The sequence below is a fragment of the Christiangramia oceanisediminis genome, from assembly GCF_022570735.2.
GTDB classification, from domain to species: domain Bacteria; phylum Bacteroidota; class Bacteroidia; order Flavobacteriales; family Flavobacteriaceae; genus Christiangramia; species Christiangramia oceanisediminis.
Genome location: NZ_JANCNS010000001.1, coordinates 1,406,037 through 1,425,228, shown reverse-complemented (window position 1 = coordinate 1,425,228; position 19,192 = coordinate 1,406,037). Strand labels below are relative to the sequence as shown.

At 42.1% G+C, this 19,192-nt stretch carries 20 protein-coding genes; 4 read left to right on the top strand and 16 right to left on the bottom strand.

Annotation, left to right across the window (positions count from 1 at the left end):
* Positions 1-122: 122 nt before the first annotated feature.
* Both MKO06_RS06440 and MKO06_RS06435 read right to left on the bottom strand, forming a co-directional pair.
* Positions 123-494, bottom strand: a complete 372-nt coding sequence (locus MKO06_RS06440; RefSeq protein WP_241549890.1) for a DUF3127 domain-containing protein — start codon at positions 492-494, stop codon at positions 123-125.
* Between the two features lie 5 nt (positions 495-499).
* Positions 500-1,372 carry a flavin reductase family protein gene (locus tag MKO06_RS06435; RefSeq protein ID WP_241549888.1) on the bottom strand — a complete coding sequence of 291 codons (873 nt, stop codon included), beginning with the start codon at positions 1,370-1,372 and terminating at the stop codon, positions 500-502.
* 115 nt (positions 1,373-1,487) lie between these two features.
* Between MKO06_RS06435 and MKO06_RS06430 the strand changes: the two genes are divergently transcribed.
* On the top strand, positions 1,488-2,636 hold the full coding sequence (locus MKO06_RS06430; protein ID WP_241549887.1) for a sensor histidine kinase: 1,149 nt from the start codon (positions 1,488-1,490) through the stop codon (positions 2,634-2,636).
* Here the strand turns inward: MKO06_RS06430 and MKO06_RS06425 are convergent.
* The 3 genes from MKO06_RS06425 to greA form a co-directional block, all read right to left on the bottom strand.
* On the bottom strand, positions 2,633-3,046 hold the full coding sequence (locus MKO06_RS06425; RefSeq protein WP_241549885.1) for an acyl-CoA thioesterase: 414 nt from the start codon (positions 3,044-3,046) through the stop codon (positions 2,633-2,635). The two genes, MKO06_RS06430 and MKO06_RS06425, sit on opposite strands and share 4 nt — an antisense overlap.
* Positions 3,043-3,438: an HIT family protein gene (locus tag MKO06_RS06420; protein WP_241549883.1), complete on the bottom strand. Its 396-nt coding sequence runs from the start codon at positions 3,436-3,438 to the stop codon at positions 3,043-3,045. Before MKO06_RS06420 ends, MKO06_RS06425 begins: the two co-directional genes overlap by 4 nt.
* A gap of 93 nt (positions 3,439-3,531) precedes the next feature.
* Positions 3,532-4,008: a transcription elongation factor GreA gene (gene greA / locus MKO06_RS06415; RefSeq protein ID WP_241549881.1), complete on the bottom strand. Its 477-nt coding sequence runs from the start codon at positions 4,006-4,008 to the stop codon at positions 3,532-3,534.
* Positions 4,009-4,258: 250 nt separating this feature from the next.
* Between greA and MKO06_RS06410 the strand changes: the two genes are divergently transcribed.
* On the top strand, positions 4,259-4,687 hold the full coding sequence (locus MKO06_RS06410; RefSeq protein WP_241549879.1) for a Rieske (2Fe-2S) protein: 429 nt from the start codon (positions 4,259-4,261) through the stop codon (positions 4,685-4,687).
* Positions 4,688-4,749: 62 nt separating this feature from the next.
* Here MKO06_RS06410 and MKO06_RS06405 read toward each other — a convergent pair whose 3' ends face one another.
* Positions 4,750-7,131, bottom strand: a complete 2,382-nt coding sequence (locus MKO06_RS06405; RefSeq protein WP_241549877.1) for a TonB-dependent receptor — start codon at positions 7,129-7,131, stop codon at positions 4,750-4,752.
* Between the two features lie 283 nt (positions 7,132-7,414).
* On the opposite strand from MKO06_RS06405, the gene MKO06_RS06400 reads away from it, so the two are divergent.
* A complete protein-coding gene (locus MKO06_RS06400) occupies positions 7,415-9,856 on the top strand; it encodes an ATP-binding protein (RefSeq protein WP_241549875.1) in 2,442 nt (813 codons plus the stop codon).
* On the opposite strand, the gene MKO06_RS06395 is transcribed toward MKO06_RS06400, so the two are convergent.
* The 10 genes from MKO06_RS06395 to MKO06_RS06350 all read right to left on the bottom strand — a co-directional run bounded on the left by MKO06_RS06395 (position 9,846) and on the right by MKO06_RS06350 (position 17,796).
* Positions 9,846-11,201, bottom strand: coding sequence for a sigma-54-dependent transcriptional regulator (locus MKO06_RS06395; protein ID WP_241549872.1), 1,356 nt, complete (start codon positions 11,199-11,201; stop codon positions 9,846-9,848). The genes MKO06_RS06400 and MKO06_RS06395 overlap by 11 nt on opposite strands.
* A 308-nt stretch (positions 11,202-11,509) precedes the next feature.
* Positions 11,510-11,845 carry a hypothetical protein gene (locus MKO06_RS06390; RefSeq protein ID WP_241549870.1) on the bottom strand — a complete coding sequence of 112 codons (336 nt, stop codon included), beginning with the start codon at positions 11,843-11,845 and terminating at the stop codon, positions 11,510-11,512.
* A gap of 478 nt (positions 11,846-12,323) precedes the next feature.
* Positions 12,324-12,725, bottom strand: a complete 402-nt coding sequence (gene arfB, locus MKO06_RS06385; RefSeq protein ID WP_241549868.1) for an alternative ribosome rescue aminoacyl-tRNA hydrolase ArfB — start codon at positions 12,723-12,725, stop codon at positions 12,324-12,326.
* Position 12,726: 1 nt separating this feature from the next.
* On the bottom strand, positions 12,727-14,265 hold the full coding sequence (locus MKO06_RS06380; protein WP_241549866.1) for a DUF4301 family protein: 1,539 nt from the start codon (positions 14,263-14,265) through the stop codon (positions 12,727-12,729).
* Positions 14,266-14,269: 4 nt separating this feature from the next.
* A complete protein-coding gene (locus tag MKO06_RS06375; protein WP_241549864.1) occupies positions 14,270-14,833 on the bottom strand; it encodes an AAA family ATPase in 564 nt (187 codons plus the stop codon).
* Positions 14,794-15,426: a nicotinamide riboside transporter PnuC gene (gene pnuC, locus MKO06_RS06370; protein WP_241549862.1), complete on the bottom strand. Its 633-nt coding sequence runs from the start codon at positions 15,424-15,426 to the stop codon at positions 14,794-14,796. Before pnuC ends, MKO06_RS06375 begins: the two co-directional genes overlap by 40 nt.
* Positions 15,410-15,670, bottom strand: coding sequence for a thiamine-binding protein (locus tag MKO06_RS06365; protein WP_241549852.1), 261 nt, complete (start codon positions 15,668-15,670; stop codon positions 15,410-15,412). The genes pnuC and MKO06_RS06365 overlap by 17 nt, the downstream gene beginning before the upstream one ends.
* A 210-nt stretch (positions 15,671-15,880) precedes the next feature.
* Positions 15,881-16,270 carry a VOC family protein gene (locus MKO06_RS06360; protein WP_241549847.1) on the bottom strand — a complete coding sequence of 130 codons (390 nt, stop codon included), beginning with the start codon at positions 16,268-16,270 and terminating at the stop codon, positions 15,881-15,883.
* A gap of 162 nt (positions 16,271-16,432) precedes the next feature.
* A complete protein-coding gene (locus MKO06_RS06355; protein WP_241549846.1) occupies positions 16,433-17,149 on the bottom strand; it encodes a phosphoglycerol geranylgeranyltransferase in 717 nt (238 codons plus the stop codon).
* Positions 17,149-17,796, bottom strand: coding sequence for a 4'-phosphopantetheinyl transferase family protein (locus MKO06_RS06350; protein WP_241549842.1), 648 nt, complete (start codon positions 17,794-17,796; stop codon positions 17,149-17,151). The genes MKO06_RS06355 and MKO06_RS06350 overlap by 1 nt, the downstream gene beginning before the upstream one ends.
* A 63-nt stretch (positions 17,797-17,859) precedes the next feature.
* Here MKO06_RS06350 and ahcY point away from each other — a divergent pair, with 63 nt between their 5' ends.
* Positions 17,860-19,176, top strand: coding sequence for an adenosylhomocysteinase (gene ahcY / locus MKO06_RS06345; RefSeq protein ID WP_241549838.1), 1,317 nt, complete (start codon positions 17,860-17,862; stop codon positions 19,174-19,176).
* The last annotated feature ends 16 nt before the right edge of the window (positions 19,177-19,192 follow it).

Below are 19,192 nucleotides of genomic sequence, written 5' to 3'. Positions count from 1 at the left end.
AAAAGTCCGGTTACATGGAAGCACCGGACTTAAATTTTTTCTTCTGTCATCCCAACATTGGGAGTTGTATGGCCTAAATAATTTAAACCTGAGATTCTGAAATCACTTCAGAACGTCAAATTTTAGAAAGGAAGGTCATCATAATCCTCCTCGTTGAGATCGCTAGCAGGCTCGAACTGGTCTGGTGGCGGCACATTTTGCCCACCTGGCTGCTGAGCGGCAAGATTTTCAATTCTCCAACCCTGAATAGAATTAAAGTATTTGGTCTCCCCCTGCGGACTTACCCATTCGCGGCCCCTCAGGTTAATCCCAATTTTTACAGGCTGACCAACTTTATAACTATCCAAAAGGCTGGTCTTGTCCTGAACGAATTCTATCATTAAGGTTTGTGGGTATTGCTCTTCTGTAGTAATCACTACCTCTCTCTTCTGAAAACCATTGTTTCCAAAGGTTTTTGTTTCTCCAATGATTTTGATCTTTCCTTGTACTTCCATTTCTTCTATTTTGCTAATAATATTTTCCAGGCATTTTCCGGTTCATTCCTTTCCAAGTATACCTGAGCTCTCTTATGAATTTCTTCTACTTTTCCTTCTTTAACCAGAGATGCTTCTGCATTATTCTCATTCAGAAAAGTTTCAATTTCACCATTTTCTGGCAGTGCCTCCACATTTCCTAGTTTACCAAGATCATTCCCCGTTAGAACACGGCTGGTCCTGATATGTTCAGGAATAGCATCAATTCCTATTCCCAGGGTGGATAGCGGCTTTGGAACTTCAAACATTCCCTCACGGGCCCTGGTATACCAGTTCCCTCCCATTCTAGCCACCTGGTCTATCTTATACTGGTCTATGTAGCCATTATCATCCAGGATCTCCTCCCTGATGTGCATTTTTACCACATGACAGATCACCAGGTTTCCCGCTCCTCCTTCAGATCCAGTTTCCACCACTTCCTTGATCTTACATTCGAATTGTACAGGAGATTCAGCAACCCTGAATGGTTTCACCCGATCAGATTTCAGCATGGTAAGACCTGCCTTATCGAATTCGTTAACGCCTTCAGCATATTCTGTACTGGATAATGACATTTGCTGAACGATATCAAAATTCACGATATTGATCACTACCTCATCTACTTTCCTGGCATTTTCAAAGGTATGTTTCGTGGTATTATCCCTTCCCCTTCTTGCAGGAGAAAAGATCAATACAGGCGGATTGGATCCAAAAACATTGAAAAAGCTAAATGGCGAAAGATTTGGCCGTCCTTTTTCATCTATAGTGCTGGCAAAGGCAATAGGCCGGGGCCCAACAGCTCCCAACAGGTATTGATGCAGTTTTCCAACGCTAAGGTCTTTAGGTTCCAGGCTGAGCATAATTTCGATTTTTGCCAAAGATAAAGAAACAGCCAAGGAATGAAAAGCGATGTCTCACAATAAAAATAGATTTAAAACGCTTATATTTATTTTCGTTAAAAAGCCGGAATCATTCATGCATCTACCCGACGAGCGCAACTTCAACCGCTGGTTTATCATTATATCCTGTCTTGCGGTCATCATTCTCGTATTGTGGAACACCAGCATCTTTTTCCAGCGACTCAAAGAAGATGAACGGGCTAAAATGAACATCTGGGCCAAGGCCCAGGAAGAACTGGCACATGCCCCTGAAGATGCCGACCTGGACCTTGTCCTGGAAATTCTGAACAATAACACCAGTATTCCTATCATTCACACCAATGAGCATGGCGAGATCGAGTATACCACCAATATCGATCCTGAAATCCTGGAAGACCGGGAAAGATTGCAGGATTACTTTGAAGATCTTAGGGATGAAAATGAGCCTATAGACATTGATCTTGGCGACGGGCAAATCCAGTATGTCTATTACGGCAATTCACCGGCTCTGAATAAACTCAAGTATTATCCTATTGGCCTTACCCTTATTGGTTTTCTATTCGTAGGAGTAGTCTATTTTTTCTACACCACTACTAAAAGCAGTGAACAAAACAAATTATGGGCGGGGATGGCCAAGGAAACCGCTCACCAGATAGGTACACCATTAAGTTCACTTATAGGCTGGACCGAAATTCTGAAAGCTGAAAACGTGAATCCTTCTTATGTAGAAGAAATGGAGAAGGATATAGAGCGTTTAAAGACCATTACCGAGCGTTTCTCAAAAATAGGCTCGCTACCTAATCTTCCGGAAACCGATATTGTAGCAGCCACCAGAAATAGCTTCGAATACCTGAAGGCCCGAAGTTCGACCCTCATAGACTTCAGTCTTAAAACACCCAGGCAACCCATCTATGTGAACCTGAATGAACAACTCTACAGCTGGACCATCGAAAACCTGGTGAAGAATGCGATCGATGCCATGAGAGGGAAAGGTAGTTTACGAATCGAGATCAAACAGGACCAAAAACAGGCGCATATCTATATCAGCGATACGGGAAAAGGGATCGAAAAGAATCGGTTTAGGTCTATATTCGAACCTGGTCAAACCAGTAAGAAGAGAGGTTGGGGACTGGGCCTTTCCCTTGCAAAGCGGATCATTGAAGAGTATCACCGCGGCAAGATCAAAGTGGCAAAAAGTGAGATCAATAAAGGCTCCACTTTCCAGATAAGCCTGAAAAAGGTTTAATATTCTGAGATCTTTTCCCGTAGCCAGTCTGGAATGACGAAGGTTTCATTTTTGCTGAAATCAAAGCAAACTACCACATCCTTTCCTTCTGCACAGATCTCGTTCTTTTCGTTCAGGATGATATGCTCAAGCCCGAAGCTTTTATTGCCTATAAAGTCCAGCCGGGTTTTAATCACCGCATTCCCCGGGTAGAAGAGCGGTTTTCTGAAATCGCACTTTGTGGATACGAGCATGGTACCCTGGTCTGAATTTCGATAAAATTCGTGGATCCCGCTAGCTTCCCAAAAGTTTACCCTCCCGCTTTGAAGATATCTCATATATGAAACATTGTTCACATGCTCATACATATCCAGGTCACTCCAGTCTATTCGAATCTCGAGACTTAATTTGAAATCTTTTTCGGTGCTCACAGGTCTACTCTTGAGGCGATCTTTGCGGCAAGTTCTTTAAATTCTTCCTCGCTCATTTCAACATTGTTGGAAAAGTCCATATCACTCATTTTATTCAAAGGAATGAGGTGCACATGAACATGTGGAACTTCCAGCCCAACTACGGCCATTCCAACCCGTTTACACGGTACGATCTCTTCCAGCGCGATCGCCACACAACGCGAAAATCGCATCAATTCCTGATATACTTCGGCATCGAGGTCCCAGACCTTATCTACTTCCTTTTTGGGAATACAGAGGGTATGCCCTTTTGCATTAGGCCTGATGTCCAGAAAAGCCAAAAACTGGCTATTCTCTGCAACTTTGTACGAAGGGATCTCTCCCTTTATGATTTTGGTGAATAATGTTGACATAACTGGTTGGTTTTCACTAAAATTAAAAATCCTTTTCTCAAATCTAAAATTATAGATGTTAGAAAAGGATTAAAGTTTATTAAGACAGAACTGCTAATCTCTCCAGATCTCGATCACTTCGAACTTTACCGTACCGTTAGGCACTTCAATTTCGGCCGTATCACCAACCTGTTTACCCAAAAGACCTTTCCCAATAGGAGAATCTACAGATATCTTTCCCGACTTAAGGTCGGCTTCACTCTGAGCTACCAGCTTGTATTCCATTTCGGCGCCATTGGTCTTATTCTTTATCTTCACATGCGAGTGAACCAATACCTTAGAAGTATCTAACTGAGATTCATCGATCACCCGTGCATTGGCAACCACTTCTTCCAGCTTCGATATTTTCATTTCCAGCAAGCCCTGAGCCTCTTTTGCAGCATCGTATTCAGCATTTTCACTTAGATCTCCTTTATCTCTGGCTTCAGCAATAGCCTGAGAAGCTTTTGGCCGTTCCACATCTTTAAGATGATTTAGTTCATCTCTGAGCTTTTTCAACCCTTCAGGGGTATAATAAGATACTTTACTCATAACTTTGTCGTTTTAATACTCGGGAACCAGGAAATAAATTCCTGTTCCTTAAAATCGCTAATAATGATTTTTAGTAAAATTTCAGACTCCCTGGATCGGGATCAATCCGAATCTAACAGCCTAGTTCGGAAGGTTTAAACTAATGTCATTAACTGAAAAAATCCCAGTCTCAGCGGGATTTCCTTTAACAAATGTATGAAATTTAATCTTTAGGAACAATTATATTATTTTCGCCTCACAAAGATTTAAGATGAAAAAAATCAATCTGGTTTTACTTGTTTTTCTAATGCTCTTAAGCTGCTCAGATTCTGATGACAATTTCAGGAATAACCCCAATTTGCCGGATCTTACGGTAAGACTCCAATATAATCTCAATCTGCCTCAATATAACGATCTTCAGTACGCAGGAAACTCATTTGTGACTTACCAGCAGGGCGTAAAAGGCGTTGTGGTTTACAACATCAATGGCTCCCAGTTTTCGGCATTTGAATTGAGCGATCCCAATCATCCGCCAAGTCAATGTTCCGGGATGACGGTCGAGGGGATCATCGCAACCTGCGATTGCGAAGGGAATTCCTATAATATCATAACGGGTGAACTTTCAGAAGGTCAGGGCCAGTATACCATGAAGCCATACCGGGTTCAAAGATCGGGTAACACCGTAGAAGTATGGAATTAAAAAACCTCCTCTCCCGGTATTTAGACCGGGGAAAGGAGGCATTTCAAATTCAAACACAATATTTAAAGTTTCAGGCTTAGCCCCAGCAAAAAGTTGGTGGTCGCCTGCGGATAATAACCGGCACCATCTAAGGTCTGCACGCCTGAAGGCAAATCTTCATTAGGCACATCAAAGGTGTAATAATAACCGTTGGAAACATACTTTTCGTTAAAAACGTTGTTCACCAGCCCGGTAAAGATCACTTCCCTGAATTCCCAGAAATCACCAAGACTGTACTGTACATTGAAGTCGTTCACGAAGTAAGCATCCAGCCTGGAATTTTCAGCCTCAATATTGCTCATGTACTGCTCACCCACATATTTGGTAAGTAGCTTTAGCTCCAGGCCATTTACCGGCCTGAACTCGATCATATTTCCGGCTACGATCTCTGGAGAGTATGAAATATCGGTATCTCCATAGTTCACCAGCTCTCCGTTAAAAGTGGAGACAAAATCCACATTTTTATTTCTGCTCAGTGAGATATTTGGCCTGACACTGAACTTTTCTGAAAGCCTGAACGCAGCATCGATTTCCAGTCCAAGCCTATAACTGTTACCACTATTAGCCCTTATAAATGCTCCCACGTCGTCTATCCCACCGGTTAACACCAGCTGGTTCTGGTAATCCATAAAATACAGGTTGGAATTGATCTGAAATGAAGGTTTACTTATCCTCCATCCAAGCTCAAAATCGTTCAGCTCTTCCGGCTCCGGGTCACCATTCTCATAATCGTTACGGCTGGGTTCGCGGTGAGCCCTTGCGTACGAAAAATAGAACTGGTTAGCGCTATTTAGTTCATAAGTTAAACCAGCCTTCGGGTTGAAAAAACTAAAGTTATCTTCATTCAAAAACCTGCTTTGATCGTCCAGCAAGCCATCTGTCTCGTAATTAATGGTTCTTAACTGCAGATCGGCATAACCAGCCAGTTTTTCGGTGATGGCGAAATTGGCCTTTCCGTAGATATTGAAATCGGTTTTATCTGCCTGGTTAAAGTAATACGGCTCGTAAGGATCGTTATTTCGTGCAAATCTGGTGTAAAGCACTTCTCCAAAATGATCTCCTTTATACTTGTTCCAGCCACCACCCAGTGTGATATCCCAGTTAGTGTTTTGATAATTCAGGCTGAAAACACTTCCGTAGAAATGATTATCCAGCCATTTCGTACCCACTATATCTGTAGTGGTCATCTCTTCCCCGTTGGCGATGAAAGGCTGAAGACCAAATTCAGTTAGATCGGCATCCTCGTTATATTCTTCATAATAACCCCTTCCGTAGGTATAATGAAGCGCGATATTCGAAGACCAGTTACCACCGTACTCCTGGTTCCAGAGCAGCTGGTAGTGATCCTGCTTATAATTATCGGTTTGATTATCATAGAACTGGGTATTCCCATTCTCATCGGTATACATCCCAGCCGGGTTGAAGGTTCGGTCATTTTCAAGGGTTTCGGCATCTATCCCATACCAGGCCTGGTAGGTACGTTCACTTCCGCCAAATCCTAACGCTTTCACCAGCGTATTTTCATCTACATAGGTCCCCTGCAGGAAATAAGATTTCAGATCTGAACTCGCCCTGTCAATATACCCGTCACTTCTGATCTTTGAAGCCCTTCCGGCAACTTCCCAGTGGTCATTGATAAGTCCTGTGCTGAACTTAAGGGTGTGTTTAAAAGTATTATAGGAACCAATACTATTGGCAAGCTCGGCCTGGGCTTCCTTTTTATAGGAATCGGTAAGTATGTTCAAACTCGCTCCAAAGGCACCAGCACCATTGGTAGAAGTTCCAACACCTCTTTGAAGCTGTAAGTTCTCTACTGAAGAGGCAAAATCCCCCAGGTTCACCCAAAAGGTTCCCTGGCTTTCCGCATCGTTATAAGGAATCCCGTTAATGGTAACATTTACACGGGTGGCGTCGCTACCACGAACCCTTATGCCTGTGTATCCTACCCCGTTTCCAGCATCGGTTGTGGTCACCACGTTGGGCATATAGCTCATCAAAACCGGGATATCCTGCCCAAGGTTCCGGTCTTCGATCTCCTCATTGGTTAAGTTACTGTAGGTAATAGGTGACTGTGCATTCACCCTAACCGAGGATAAAAAGACCTCCTCCAGAGATTCCCTGGCACCGGAAAGATCAACATTCACTTCCATGTCTCCGTTCAGGTCAATCTCTTTTATTTTTTGATTTCCGAAGGAAAAGACCAGTACATATTCACCTTCCTGGAGGTTGATCTGGTAATTTCCGTTTTCATCGGTAAGGGTTCCGGAGCCTATACTCCTCACATAAACTGAGGCTTCCTCAATAGGAACGCCATTTTCGGTAACTGTGCCAGAAACGGTAAATTCCTGGGACTGGGCCTGTAATGTCAAAAAGAAAAGACCCAAAAAAGATAATACAAATTTCATCCGTAAAGATTTTTACGAATAAAAGGGGCGATTATTCTTTGGTTTTGGTTTAAAATAAAAAATCCTGATACTGCATGGCGCAATAACAGGAGTGCATACACTGTGCTTTCGCACATTCCCTTGGCAGCATTACCTGCCCAGGTTCATTGGGTATGATCTCAGCCATGTCATAAACATGGCACCCCTTTGAGATTTTGCGCAAATGTAACATGCTTTTTCAGAAAAGCAATACAAATCGTCAGATTTCACAGAATTGGCTTAATTTTGGTTAAATTTTACAGCAATGTCCAACACCAAGCGCAACATCACGGTTAAAGTAGTTGCTGGTTACCTTATCGTAGCCATTCTGGCTGGTTTGGCTGTGTGGTATATCTACAACCAGGTAATTGCCTACTCAGAAATTGCACAGTCCAATACCGAGAATAACCAACAACTTATTCTGGTTAGTGAAATTTCTACCGACCTCAACGAATCTGAAAATATAAGCCGTCGTTTGATACAGACCGGCAACGAAGATGAACTGGATCTCTATAATGCCCAGATAGATACCATTCGCAATAAATTAAGGGAACTGGAGCAGACCTACCAGGATATAGATTTGGAAACCGAAGTGGACAGCATGTCCAAACTTCTGGAAAAAAAGACCGAAAACCTTAAGGAACTGGTAGCCCTTCGTGATACCGACAGAAATACCAATTATTACTCAAAGGCTCTTGCCGAATTACGAAATATTGACGCCTCTTTCAAGGATTATAATTACGAGAACAGGTTCAGAAATCTTAAACCTTACCAGAAAGACGTCCTTATTAAGTGGCTGGAATATTCCCGCGAAGACAATGCTGAGCAGATCACGAGCCAGCGCCTGGATTCACTGGTGCAATCGGTGAAACGGGTACTTACCGACCTGGAATTTGCAAACCGTCAATTTCAGAATGAGGTCATCCAGAAGGAAAATCAGCTGCTCAACAACGATATGATCGTGAACCAGCAGTTAAGGAGATTGCTTTCTGGACTTGAACAAAAGGAACGTGAAAATTCGGTACAGCGGGCTCAGGTTTTCCAGGAGATGCTGAACGAGACTCAAACTATCATCATTTTTGGAGGTTCCATCATCGCGATCATTATTATCTTCTTCATTATCAATATCATTGGGGATATAACCAGAAGTCAGCGATACCGAATGGAACTCGAAGAAGCAAAGGAGTTTGCCGAATCCCTGCTAGCCAGGCGCGAACAGTTCATGGCGGCGATCACACACGATCTTCGAAGTCCGCTTACCACCGTTATGGGATATACCGATCTGATCCAGAAAACAGGGCTGGATGAAAAGCAAAAACACTATCTCACCCAGATCAAGAAATCATCACAGTTCATTCTACACCTTGTTAATGACCTGCTGGATCTTTCGAAGCTGGAAGCCGGGAAAATGTTGATCGAAAAGATCTCATTTAATCCGAAAAAACTGATCGAGGATACCATCAACAATGTGATCCCTGCCGAGAAGAACAAAGATGTGGAAATAAAGGTTGAGTTCTCACCGGCTACAAATGCTCAAATACAGGGTGATCCATTCAGGATCAAACAGATACTGGCGAATTTGATCTCAAATGCGTGGAAATTCACCGAAAAAGGCCACATTCTCATCAGTGCCGAACTTATTGAAAAACAAGCCGATGACCATATACTAAAACTGAAGGTAAAAGACACGGGAATAGGCATTTCCAAAGCGATGCAGGAAAATATTTTCGAAGAATTCTCCCAGGAAAACAGCAGTATAGAAAAGCGTTTTGGCGGTTCTGGCCTGGGGCTTGCTATTACTAAAAGGCTCACAGAGCTTCTGGAAGGATCTATAAAAGTGGATAGTGAACCTGGAAAGGGAAGTGAATTCGTTATTTCCATCCCGGTTAAAAAACTTTCAGGAGCACGGGAAGAAATTGAAAAGGAAGAACAGGAGCCAGAGATCACCATGCCTAAAAAGTTTGAAAATATAGGTCTAAGCGCACTTATCGTAGACGATGAGCCAGGACAGCTTTCGCTCACAGTAGAACTGGCTAAATCCATGGGATTCGAGATAGATACTGCCAGCAACGGGAAGATCGCCCTGGAGAAACTTTCAGAAAAGGAATATGATATTATCCTTACCGATATTCAAATGCCTGTTCTCGACGGATTCGATCTCATCGAGATCATCCGTGAGCAGGAAGAATTAAAAGACCTTCCCGTAATTGCGCTTTCGGGCAGAACCGATGTTTCCAAAGAGGTTTATTCCAGGGTTGGCTTTAATAATAATCTTCTGAAACCCTATAAACCCGGGGACCTAAAAAAGGCAATTGCTGAATTGCTGGAAATAAGATATCGCAAAGAGGATACTATAGAAAAATCTAAAAGCGAAAAGCTGGTAGGTGATACCTATGATCTTAGTGAGATTTTCGAGTTTTCAGGCCAGGATGAGGCCGCCATGCAAACCATTTTACAGGCATTTCTCGAAGGCGCCGGCGAAAGTTTAAGAGAACTCGAGCAGGCTTATAAAAATGAGGACCAGGATAGAATGGGAAAACTGGCTCATAGAATGTTACCTATGCTGCGGCAAATGAAAGCCAGGAGTATCGTTCAGATCCTTATGAAAATCGAGGAAAGGCAACCAGTAAAACCTGCAGAATTCAAAGACCTGAAAAACCGATTGAACAGCCTGATGGCTGATCTTAGAACCGAAACTACAGTTTAATACCGTATTGCTTCAGTTTATTGTAAAGGGTTTTCCGGTCTATGGAGAGCATTCGTGCCGCTTTGCTTTTATTTCCGCCAGTCTTTTCGAGTGCGTCCAGAATAAGCTGTTCTTCATTCCTGTTTTTGAACAGGCCGTAATCGTTATCATTATTTCGAGTAGCCGTTGCGATCTCGTGTGGCAAAACCTTTAACGGGATTAAATCATCCCTGGTAAGCAAAACTGCCCTTTTCACCATATTTTTCAACTCCCGCAAATTCCCGGGCCAGTTGTAATTTTTAAAAGCATGTATGGCTTCATCTGAAAAACCAACCACATCCTTTTCAAGATCCTTATTCGCTTCATCCAGAAACTGGTTGGCAAATAGCATAAGATCTTCTTTTCTTTCTCTTAGTGCCGGTACCTTGATCGAAAATTCGTTCAGCCTGTGATAAAGGTCTTCCCTGAATTCTCCGTCTTTTACCGCCTGTGAAAGGTCTTCATTGGTAGCTGTGACTACCCTGATGTCTACCTGTATCTCGGTATTGCTCCCTACTGGTTTTACCCTTCTTTCCTGAAGTGCGCGCAGCAACTGTACCTGTAGTTCATAAGTAAGGTTTCCAATCTCATCGAGAAATAATGTTCCACCGTTAGCTGCTTCAAAATGCCCGGTTTTATCACTAATCGCCCCGGTAAATGAACCTTTTATATGGCCAAAGAATTCACTGGAAGCGATCTCCTTTGGAATCGCACCGCAGTCTACCGCGATGAATGGAGCTGAACTTCTTTTGCTTTGAAGGTGTATGCTTTTGGCGATCTGCTCCTTTCCGGTACCACTTTCACCCGTAATAAGAACAGACATATTGGTGGGTGCTACCAGTTCCACATAATCATTGAGACGCCTGGATGCTTCACTAACTCCTTTAACCATTTCTGAATCATCATTCAGATAGGTCGAACCAGATCTCTTAACCGTTTTAGGCTTAGCAGGCTCCACGATTACCTCCCCACTTTCCAGGGCATTATTTATTGTCTGAAGTATGGATTCCGGTCTAAAAGGTTTTGAAACATAATCGAAGGCGCCTTCTTTCATCGCCTTTACTGCCATACTGATCTCGGCATAACTAGTCATGACGATTACCTGGGTGGCAGGATTCTCATTCTTCACTCTCTGAAGGATCTCCAAACCGTCATTATCAGGCAACCGAACATCGGTTAGAACCAGATCGAACTTATTTGCTGATATTTTACTGAAGGCCTCTGCAGCCGAATAAACCAAACTAACCTGATAATCCCTTTTCTCTAGAAAGGTTTTTAACATGGTACCAAAGGCCACATCGTCTTCAACTACCAGAACTTTAGACATACACGAGTTTTATAGCACGGCAAAGGTAAGAATCTTTAAATCATAAAATTTTAAAATAAAACATAAAAAAGGGAAGTTAATTTTAACTTCCCTTTAAAGACAGATATTCCTGTCCTGAATTCCATTTTGCAGATTTCCAATTTCATTAAAAACAAACAAAAAAGTGGAGGTTTATTGTTAGTTAGCTTTATAGTTCAGGTATTCCTGAAGTTGCCCACCTTTTTGTTTGTTGCTGCCGGGGTAGAATTCCCTCAATTATTTCATTCATCTGCCTGCCCGGAGTTGGTTTCTCGGTCTACAGGGCTTTATTATTTGGTATCTTTATTTTTATCTTTTTTCATCCAGTTACCGTCCTGATCTATATAAACCTTTTCGGTTTTACCATCCACATCGAGTTTAAGCTTATATACTTTTTTGCCCTCTTTGGTCTTCATCCAGGCTTCAGTAGCTACTGCCCCGCTGTAATCGGCTTCAATAGCATCCTTAACCGCCTGTGGAAGCTCACTTACCTCTACACTTGCATATTCCTCCTGCATTTCGACCTCTGTTGAAATCTCTTCTACTTCCTCTACTTGGGCGCTCATGTTCTGGGTTGCAAAGAACAACGCACCGGTACACATAATACTTAAAACAAACTTTTTCATAATTTCTATCATTTAAGAATTGATGAACTATATAGATAAATAATTATGCCGAATTTGCACAATTCTCAATAAAGCCTTGTATTCAGTGCATTATTAAAATTCAACCTTCCATTTTCACAAAATATTATGTAGAATTTTAAGATTTTACCTGTCAAAAATGTGGAAAATAACACACATGTGATTGCTGTTTTGTGCTACTTAGTTTATCTAAATAGAAAAAGGCTCCCGTAAAGGAGCCTTTTCAATCCGAAAATCTAAATTATAAAACAGAATAATTACTAGTTAGTAATTTATTCCATTCCCAATACTAACCTATAGAGACTATTGTAAAAACTGTACCATTTGAAAGAAAGGCCAATCATTTTCGATTAGTTACTGAAAAATAAGGCTTTAAGGAATATTAGTGATTTCTATGATCCCATTCATAACTGTGTATCGCTGTAGAGCAACCCCAAAAAGTGTAGAAATTTTCCCCGTCTTACTTGAGCGGATCTTTTCGGTTTGCCTTGATCTCAGACTTTTTCTTTTTGGCTTTCAATCTTTTTATCCTGGAAGCTTTTGTAGGTTTTGTTTTTTTCCTGGGCTTGGATCTTTTAAGGGCTTTCTTCAGTTCTTCAATAAAATTCTGAATAACGATCTCCCGGTTGGTATGCTGACTTCGTGATTCCTCGCTGCTCATTTTAAGAATCCCTTCTTTATTGATCCTGGAAGCGAGTTTTCGAATTATCCTTTCTTTCTCGGGTTCTGAAAGAGCTTCAGATGCCTGGACATCAAAACTAAGCTCAACTTTGGTCGCGGTCTTATTCGCATGCTGCCCTCCGGGTCCGGAACTTCGCACCGCTTTAAACTCGAGCTCGTTCAGTAATATAGCTTCCTCCATATTAGGCCGGCTGGTGGGAATCCTTCAACAGGTCTGAAACCGTCTTTACCGGATTGAACGTTTCAACGGGAACTTCTACAAAGATCGTATTCCATTTTGCCATTCCGCCATTCCATAAACCGGGTCTTTCCAGGGCTTTCAGTGGCTTCCCATCCTTAGTTTTATCGGCAATAAAACTCATGTCTTCGTCTACATATTCGTTAAGATCAAAGGATTTCCCGTTGTGATCCTTCAGGCTGCAAACGATATCTACAGGATTAAAATGAGTCGCTTCTCTTGCGATCTTAGCCTGTTCGGGATTGTCGCTATCGATCTGGGCACCCTCGATGATCTGAAGCGAGATCTCACCATCCTTATCTTTTACAAGGAAAGGACCTCCGCCGGGCTCTCCTTCATTTTTGACCATTCCGCAGACACGCAAAGGCCTGTGTAGTTTATTTTTAAGGTATTCGGCTGTGATCTCTTTTTCAGATTCGGTTTCCAGAAATAGCTCCTTCTTTAAAAAACTTTGAATTTCATGTAATTTATCCCTGGTAACATCCCCGGTGTCCAGCATTTTCAGATACTGGAAAATACTGCGTTGCACCTGGAAGAGTTTTCCGCCAAGCATTTTTTTATACTCCACGACTTTCCCGATGTTGGATTCGGTCACCACATTATCGATATTCTTGATAAAAACGATCTCCTCTTTGAGTCGGTCCAGGTTCTCGATTAGCGCCCCATGACCACCGGGCCTGAAAAACAGCTTATCTTCCTGAGTTCTGAACGGATTGAAATCGTTGTCTACGGCGATGGTATCGGTTTTGGGATCCTGGAATGAATATTCGATCTCGAATTTCACACCTGTCTTATCCTCAACCCTGGATTTTACCTGCTTCCATTCAGATCTGAACTTTTCTTCGTCTTCCTCGGCAACGGTAAAATGCACCTTCGCGACCCCGTTTACGCTAATATACCGGGCGGCTTCAATAAGATGTTCCTCAAAAGCCGTTGCAATATGGGTGTTGTATTTATGAAAAGGAACCAGGCCTTTTGGTAGATTGCTCAAATAAAGTCCATTGGATTCCAGAATTGTTTTTACCAGTAATTGTGTTTGAACCTCTGAAGTTCTTTCTTCATAATCGGGATGGTTATTCCGGGCCTTTTCTAAAGCATGCTCATAAAAAGGAAGCTTCTCCAGGTGCCTGAAGAATCGTTGAAGATCCTTATCCCCGGTAGAATCGAGATATTCTCTTAATTCATGTTTTTCAGGATCAAATTCATCTGCAAAATTATGTAAGGCCTTGAACATTCTGGTTGCCGCACCAGAGGCAGGTACGAATTTCAATATACTGTGCTGCTCCTTTTCTCCTTCATAAACAGAAAGTAATTTCTTCTTATCCTCCTCGCTAATCCTGCTGATCCCGTTGCCTACCGTAGCAGCTTCCGTAATATTTACCTTGATGTTTCCCCGTTTGAATATGGCTATTTGCTCTTCTACTTCCCCGGTGGTTATTCCTTTCTTCTTGATTTGTAAAACATCCTTTTCAGTGAAACTCACGATTCTATCTTTTTAAAAGTTGGTTAATTTTATTCACGGCCATTTTCAGGCGTTTTTCCCGGTCACCCTTGAGAATGAAATAAGGTTTTTGATATTGATCCAGCGAACTTTTGAATCGGTCAAACATGGCTTCCCGATCGTTCGGCCTGTCCCTTAGATCATCTGGCGTCCAGGGCACATCAATATACGTTAAAAAGTAGAGATCGTAGCGATTGTTTAACGCATGTTTAAGAAGTTGGGGGTCGCAGTATCCCTCATAATAAGCTTCGGAATACACCTTTAGCTCCAGCAGGTCTGTATCACAGATCAACAGCTCATCTGCCTGTTCCGCGAGTTGGTTTTCAGCTTCCATTTGTCCTTCCGCGATAGGAATAATATCCCTGGGTTCGCAGATGCGCTTTTCGGTTTCCCATACCTGCTGTAGATACTCCCGCATATATTCCTTCACCATGGGTGCATTGAAATATTCAGCAAGATCTTCAGAAAGGGTGGTCTTACCGGTAGATTCTGGTCCAAAAAGGACGATTTTTATGCAGGACGCAGGTCGTTGCGCAAGTTTTTCTTCCATGCTTGATAACCATATATCGCAATAATGGTGAAGGCCAGGTATTGCAGACTGGTAAAGGTAAGACCTTTATAGAAATACAGCGGTACCGAAATAAGGTCCCCAATGATCCAGTAGATCCAGTTCTCGATCTTCCGCTTCGCCATCAGCCACATTCCTACGAAAAAAATCGCGGTTGTGACAGTATCTACATAGGCGGTCCAGTTATTCCATTTTTCGAAATATTCATAGACCGCGAAGACGAACAGCAATGTCCCGATAAAAATAAATACCGATTTCACCTGCTCTTTCCGGGTTGTAGAAGTAATAGGAGTATAATGATTAGGATCTACCTTGCGGGTCCAGATGTACCAGCCATAAATACTCATAGAGAAATAATAGGCGTTGATCATCATATCCCCAAGCAATTCCCATTGCCAGAGCAGGTATACAAATATGAGCGTACTCACAATACCGGTTGGGTATACAAGGATGTTGTTTTGCTTGGAATACCAGACCGATAAAAAACCAAAGATCACCGCAATGATCTCAAGAATTATGTATAAAGTTGGGTATCCTGAATACTGATCAAAGAAAAAATCAAAAATCGGCTGCATACTCGCTGCGGTCAGATTTTACGATCTTCACATACATTAGTCCACGATCAATGGCTTCAAAAGCGTTTTTGATCTCTTTGTTCAACAATCCCATCACCTCATCATAATCGCCGTAAACCTGAGTACTAAGAGGATTTTCCTTTACTGTAAGCCCCGATTCACGCATTTTTTTGATGAAATTGATGATCGCCGGTTCGTAATTATCCTGAATGGGTGTTAAGGTTAGTTCTACTGAAATCTTCATATAATTCTATTTTCAATCCAAATTTAGCCAAAACTGAATGGAAACCGGCAATTGATAATTGAATAATAGGAAAGAGATTTTTACATGAGGTCGAAATGTTCAATTAAGAATATTCACATCATGCTGAAACTGCTTGAGCATCTCCTGAGACCCTGAAAATAGTTTAGGCTGACGAAAAAGTTGCTGCACTGAGCCTGTCGAAGTGCCCATTTATTCCATAGAATGTATCCCGATCATATTCCCTTCAGAATCCTTAATAATACTTACAAATCCGAATTCACCGATAGACATTTTTGATCTAAGCACTTCTCCGCCGGCATCCTTTACCCTGTTCTCTTCAACGCTGCAATCTTCACTTGAAAAATAGATCACCACACTATTCCCTCCAGCTTCCATTCCTTTAGTATGTACCAGCGCGCCCGAAGTTTTTCCTTTGGTTTCCATATCGCCGGGAAAAGCCAGCATTTTAAGATCGTCATCCTGAACAGGGTTCCCCAGGGGGGATAAAGTAGTTTGAAATACTTTTTCATAAAATGATTTAGCACGTTCCAGGTCGTTGCAATAGATCTCGAACCAGACCACGGGATTTACATCTTTCATAACTTATTGATTAAGAATTATACAGGTTTAAATTAAGCTTTTTTATGACTGAAAGAAAAGTGGAGTTTTTGCTGATTTTTTGTCAGAAAAAAATCTTGCAGTCGAATGGAGCAGGATCAAAAGTTCAGCAAAAATACCCTTCGACTGCGCTCTGGATGACAGTTATCCTTGAAAAGAACCATTTTCAAAAGCGGTCCCGATCACAACCATATCGGCGCCCGCCTCATACGCCTTCTGAAGTTGTTGTATGCTGCGGATACCTCCTCCTACAATCACCGGAATATCCAGTGCTGACTTTACATTCTCAATAATTTCAGCAGAAACCGGGAATACCGCACCACTTCCTGCTTCGAGATAGAGTAGCTTTTTTCCTGAATATTGACCTGCCAGTGCCGTATTCACGATTTGCGGGATTTGATCCTGATGCAATGGAATGGTTTTACTCACCTTCTGAACAGAGGTCTCATTACCCCCATCGATTAGGATATAACCCGTTGGAATAATTTCAAGATTCGTATTCTTAATTTTTTCTACCGATCGCACCTGTTGTTCGATCAGGAATTCTGGGTTTCTTCCGGAAATAAGACTTAGAAAAAGCAGGGCATCGGCATAAGGAGAGATCTGGGAGTGATCACCGGGGAAAAGAATGACCGGTAACTGGCTAAGATTCTTAATAACTTTCACCACCTCACAGGTACGTCCTTTTTCTACAGTGCTCCCGCCAACAAAAATATGGCTGGCTTCTGCTGGTAATTTTTGAATGAATTCAGAAGCATTATTTTCATCGAATTTATCGGGATCTACAAGAACCGATAGTAATTTCCGGTTTTCAATGCTGGCCTGCCGGATCTCTTCCAGGTAGGATTGCACCTCGATCATCAGGCTGTCAAATTAGAATTAGAAGGCATGGCATAGACACAGGTGAAATTTTCGAATTCGAGAAAGGCTACATCAAACCAGGCGTCAAGACCATTAAATCTAACGTGTGTAGTGGTCTTAAGATCATCAAAATCAAAATCGGTCACATTGATGTGCTGCAAAAAGCCAACTCCTGGCTGGGCGATCAATTTATAAACCGATTCTTTAGCACCCCAGACAATGGTGAGTTTCCGAATTAGTGCCTCCTCATTGGCCAGGGTATGATATTCATCCAGTGGTGTGAATTTATTAGCGATGGTCAGGATCTTGTTCCGCTGTTTTTCAATATCGATGCCTACATCCCGGTTACTTACGATGATCGCAGTAAAATTGAAAGAGTGAGTGATCGAGATATATTTATCATCCCTTAAATGCGGCTTACCATAATCATCATAATACAGGTCATGATCTGTATAACCTGCTTCGGCCAGCAAATGCCTGATACTCATAAAACCACGCTGATGTATTTCTGACTTCATTCCGAGGACACGCCTGCGGCAGTGATCGGTTAGTTCCACATCCTTTGAAAGCCATTCCAAAGATTCTTCCACCTTCCAAATGAAGACTTTAGTGTGTTCATCAACTGTTATTGTTTTATAAAGAGGCATATATTTTCTAAGCTTTTCCTTATTTTTGCAGGCACAAAATTGCTAATATTCAAATATAATAATATGTCGACTAAAACAGTACCGTATACCGCCTATAAAGTAAAAGATATTGAGCTGGCCGAATACGGCCGTCGTGAGATCGAACTTGCTGAAGCCGAAATGCCAGGTTTGATGGCACTTCGTGAAGAATATGGAGAATCTAAACCTTTAAAAGGAGCGAGAATTGCGGGATGTTTACATATGACCATCCAGACTGCCGTGCTTATCGAAACACTAGTGGAGCTTGGTGCTGAAGTTACCTGGAGTTCATGTAATATCTTCTCTACGCAGGATCACGCCGCTGCTGCTATTGCTGCTGCAGGGATTTCGGTTTATGCCTGGAAGGGAATGACCGAAGAGGAATTCAACTGGTGTATCGAGCAAACTCTTTTCTTCGGAGAAGAACGCAAGCCGTTGAACATGATCCTTGATGACGGTGGAGACCTTACCAATATGGTGCTTGATGAATATCCTGAACTTGGAAAAGGTATCAAAGGACTTTCAGAAGAAACTACCACCGGAGTTCACAGACTGTATGAGCGCATGAAAAAAGGAACGCTTCCTATGCCTGCGATCAACGTGAACGATTCGGTTACCAAGTCGAAATTTGACAATAAATACGGATGTCGTGAAAGTGCGGTAGACGCGATTCGTCGTGCTACAGATGTGATGCTTGCCGGTAAACGAGTAGTTGTTTGCGGTTATGGTGATGTTGGAAAAGGAACAGCCCAGTCTTTTAAAGGAGCTGGTTCTATCGTAACTGTTACCGAGATCGATCCTATCTGTGCCCTTCAGGCAGCTATGGACGGGTTCGAAGTGAAGAAACTGGAAACAGTTCTTCCAAAAGCTGATATCGTGATCACTACTACTGGAAATAAAGATATAGTTCGCGGGGAGCATTTTGAAGCGATGAAAGACAAGACTATTGTTGCCAATATTGGTCATTTTGATAATGAGATCGCTGTTGCCTGGTTGAACCAGAATCACGGAGACACAAAAGTAGAGATCAAACCTCAGGTAGATAAATATACCATCAACGGGAAAGACATTATTCTTCTGGCTGAAGGTCGCCTGGTAAACCTTGGTTGTGCTACTGGTCACCCAAGTTTTGTAATGAGTAACTCATTTACCAACCAGACCCTTGCGCAAATCGAACTTTGGAATAATACAGATCAATACAAGAATGAGGTTTATATGCTTCCAAAACATCTTGATGAAAAGGTTGCAAAACTTCACCTGGAAAGAATTGGTGTTGAGCTTACAGAGCTTAGACCAGACCAGGCTGAATATATTGGGGTTGAGGTCCAGGGACCTTTCAAACCTGAATATTACAGGTACTAAAAAGATCTGAAGTTTT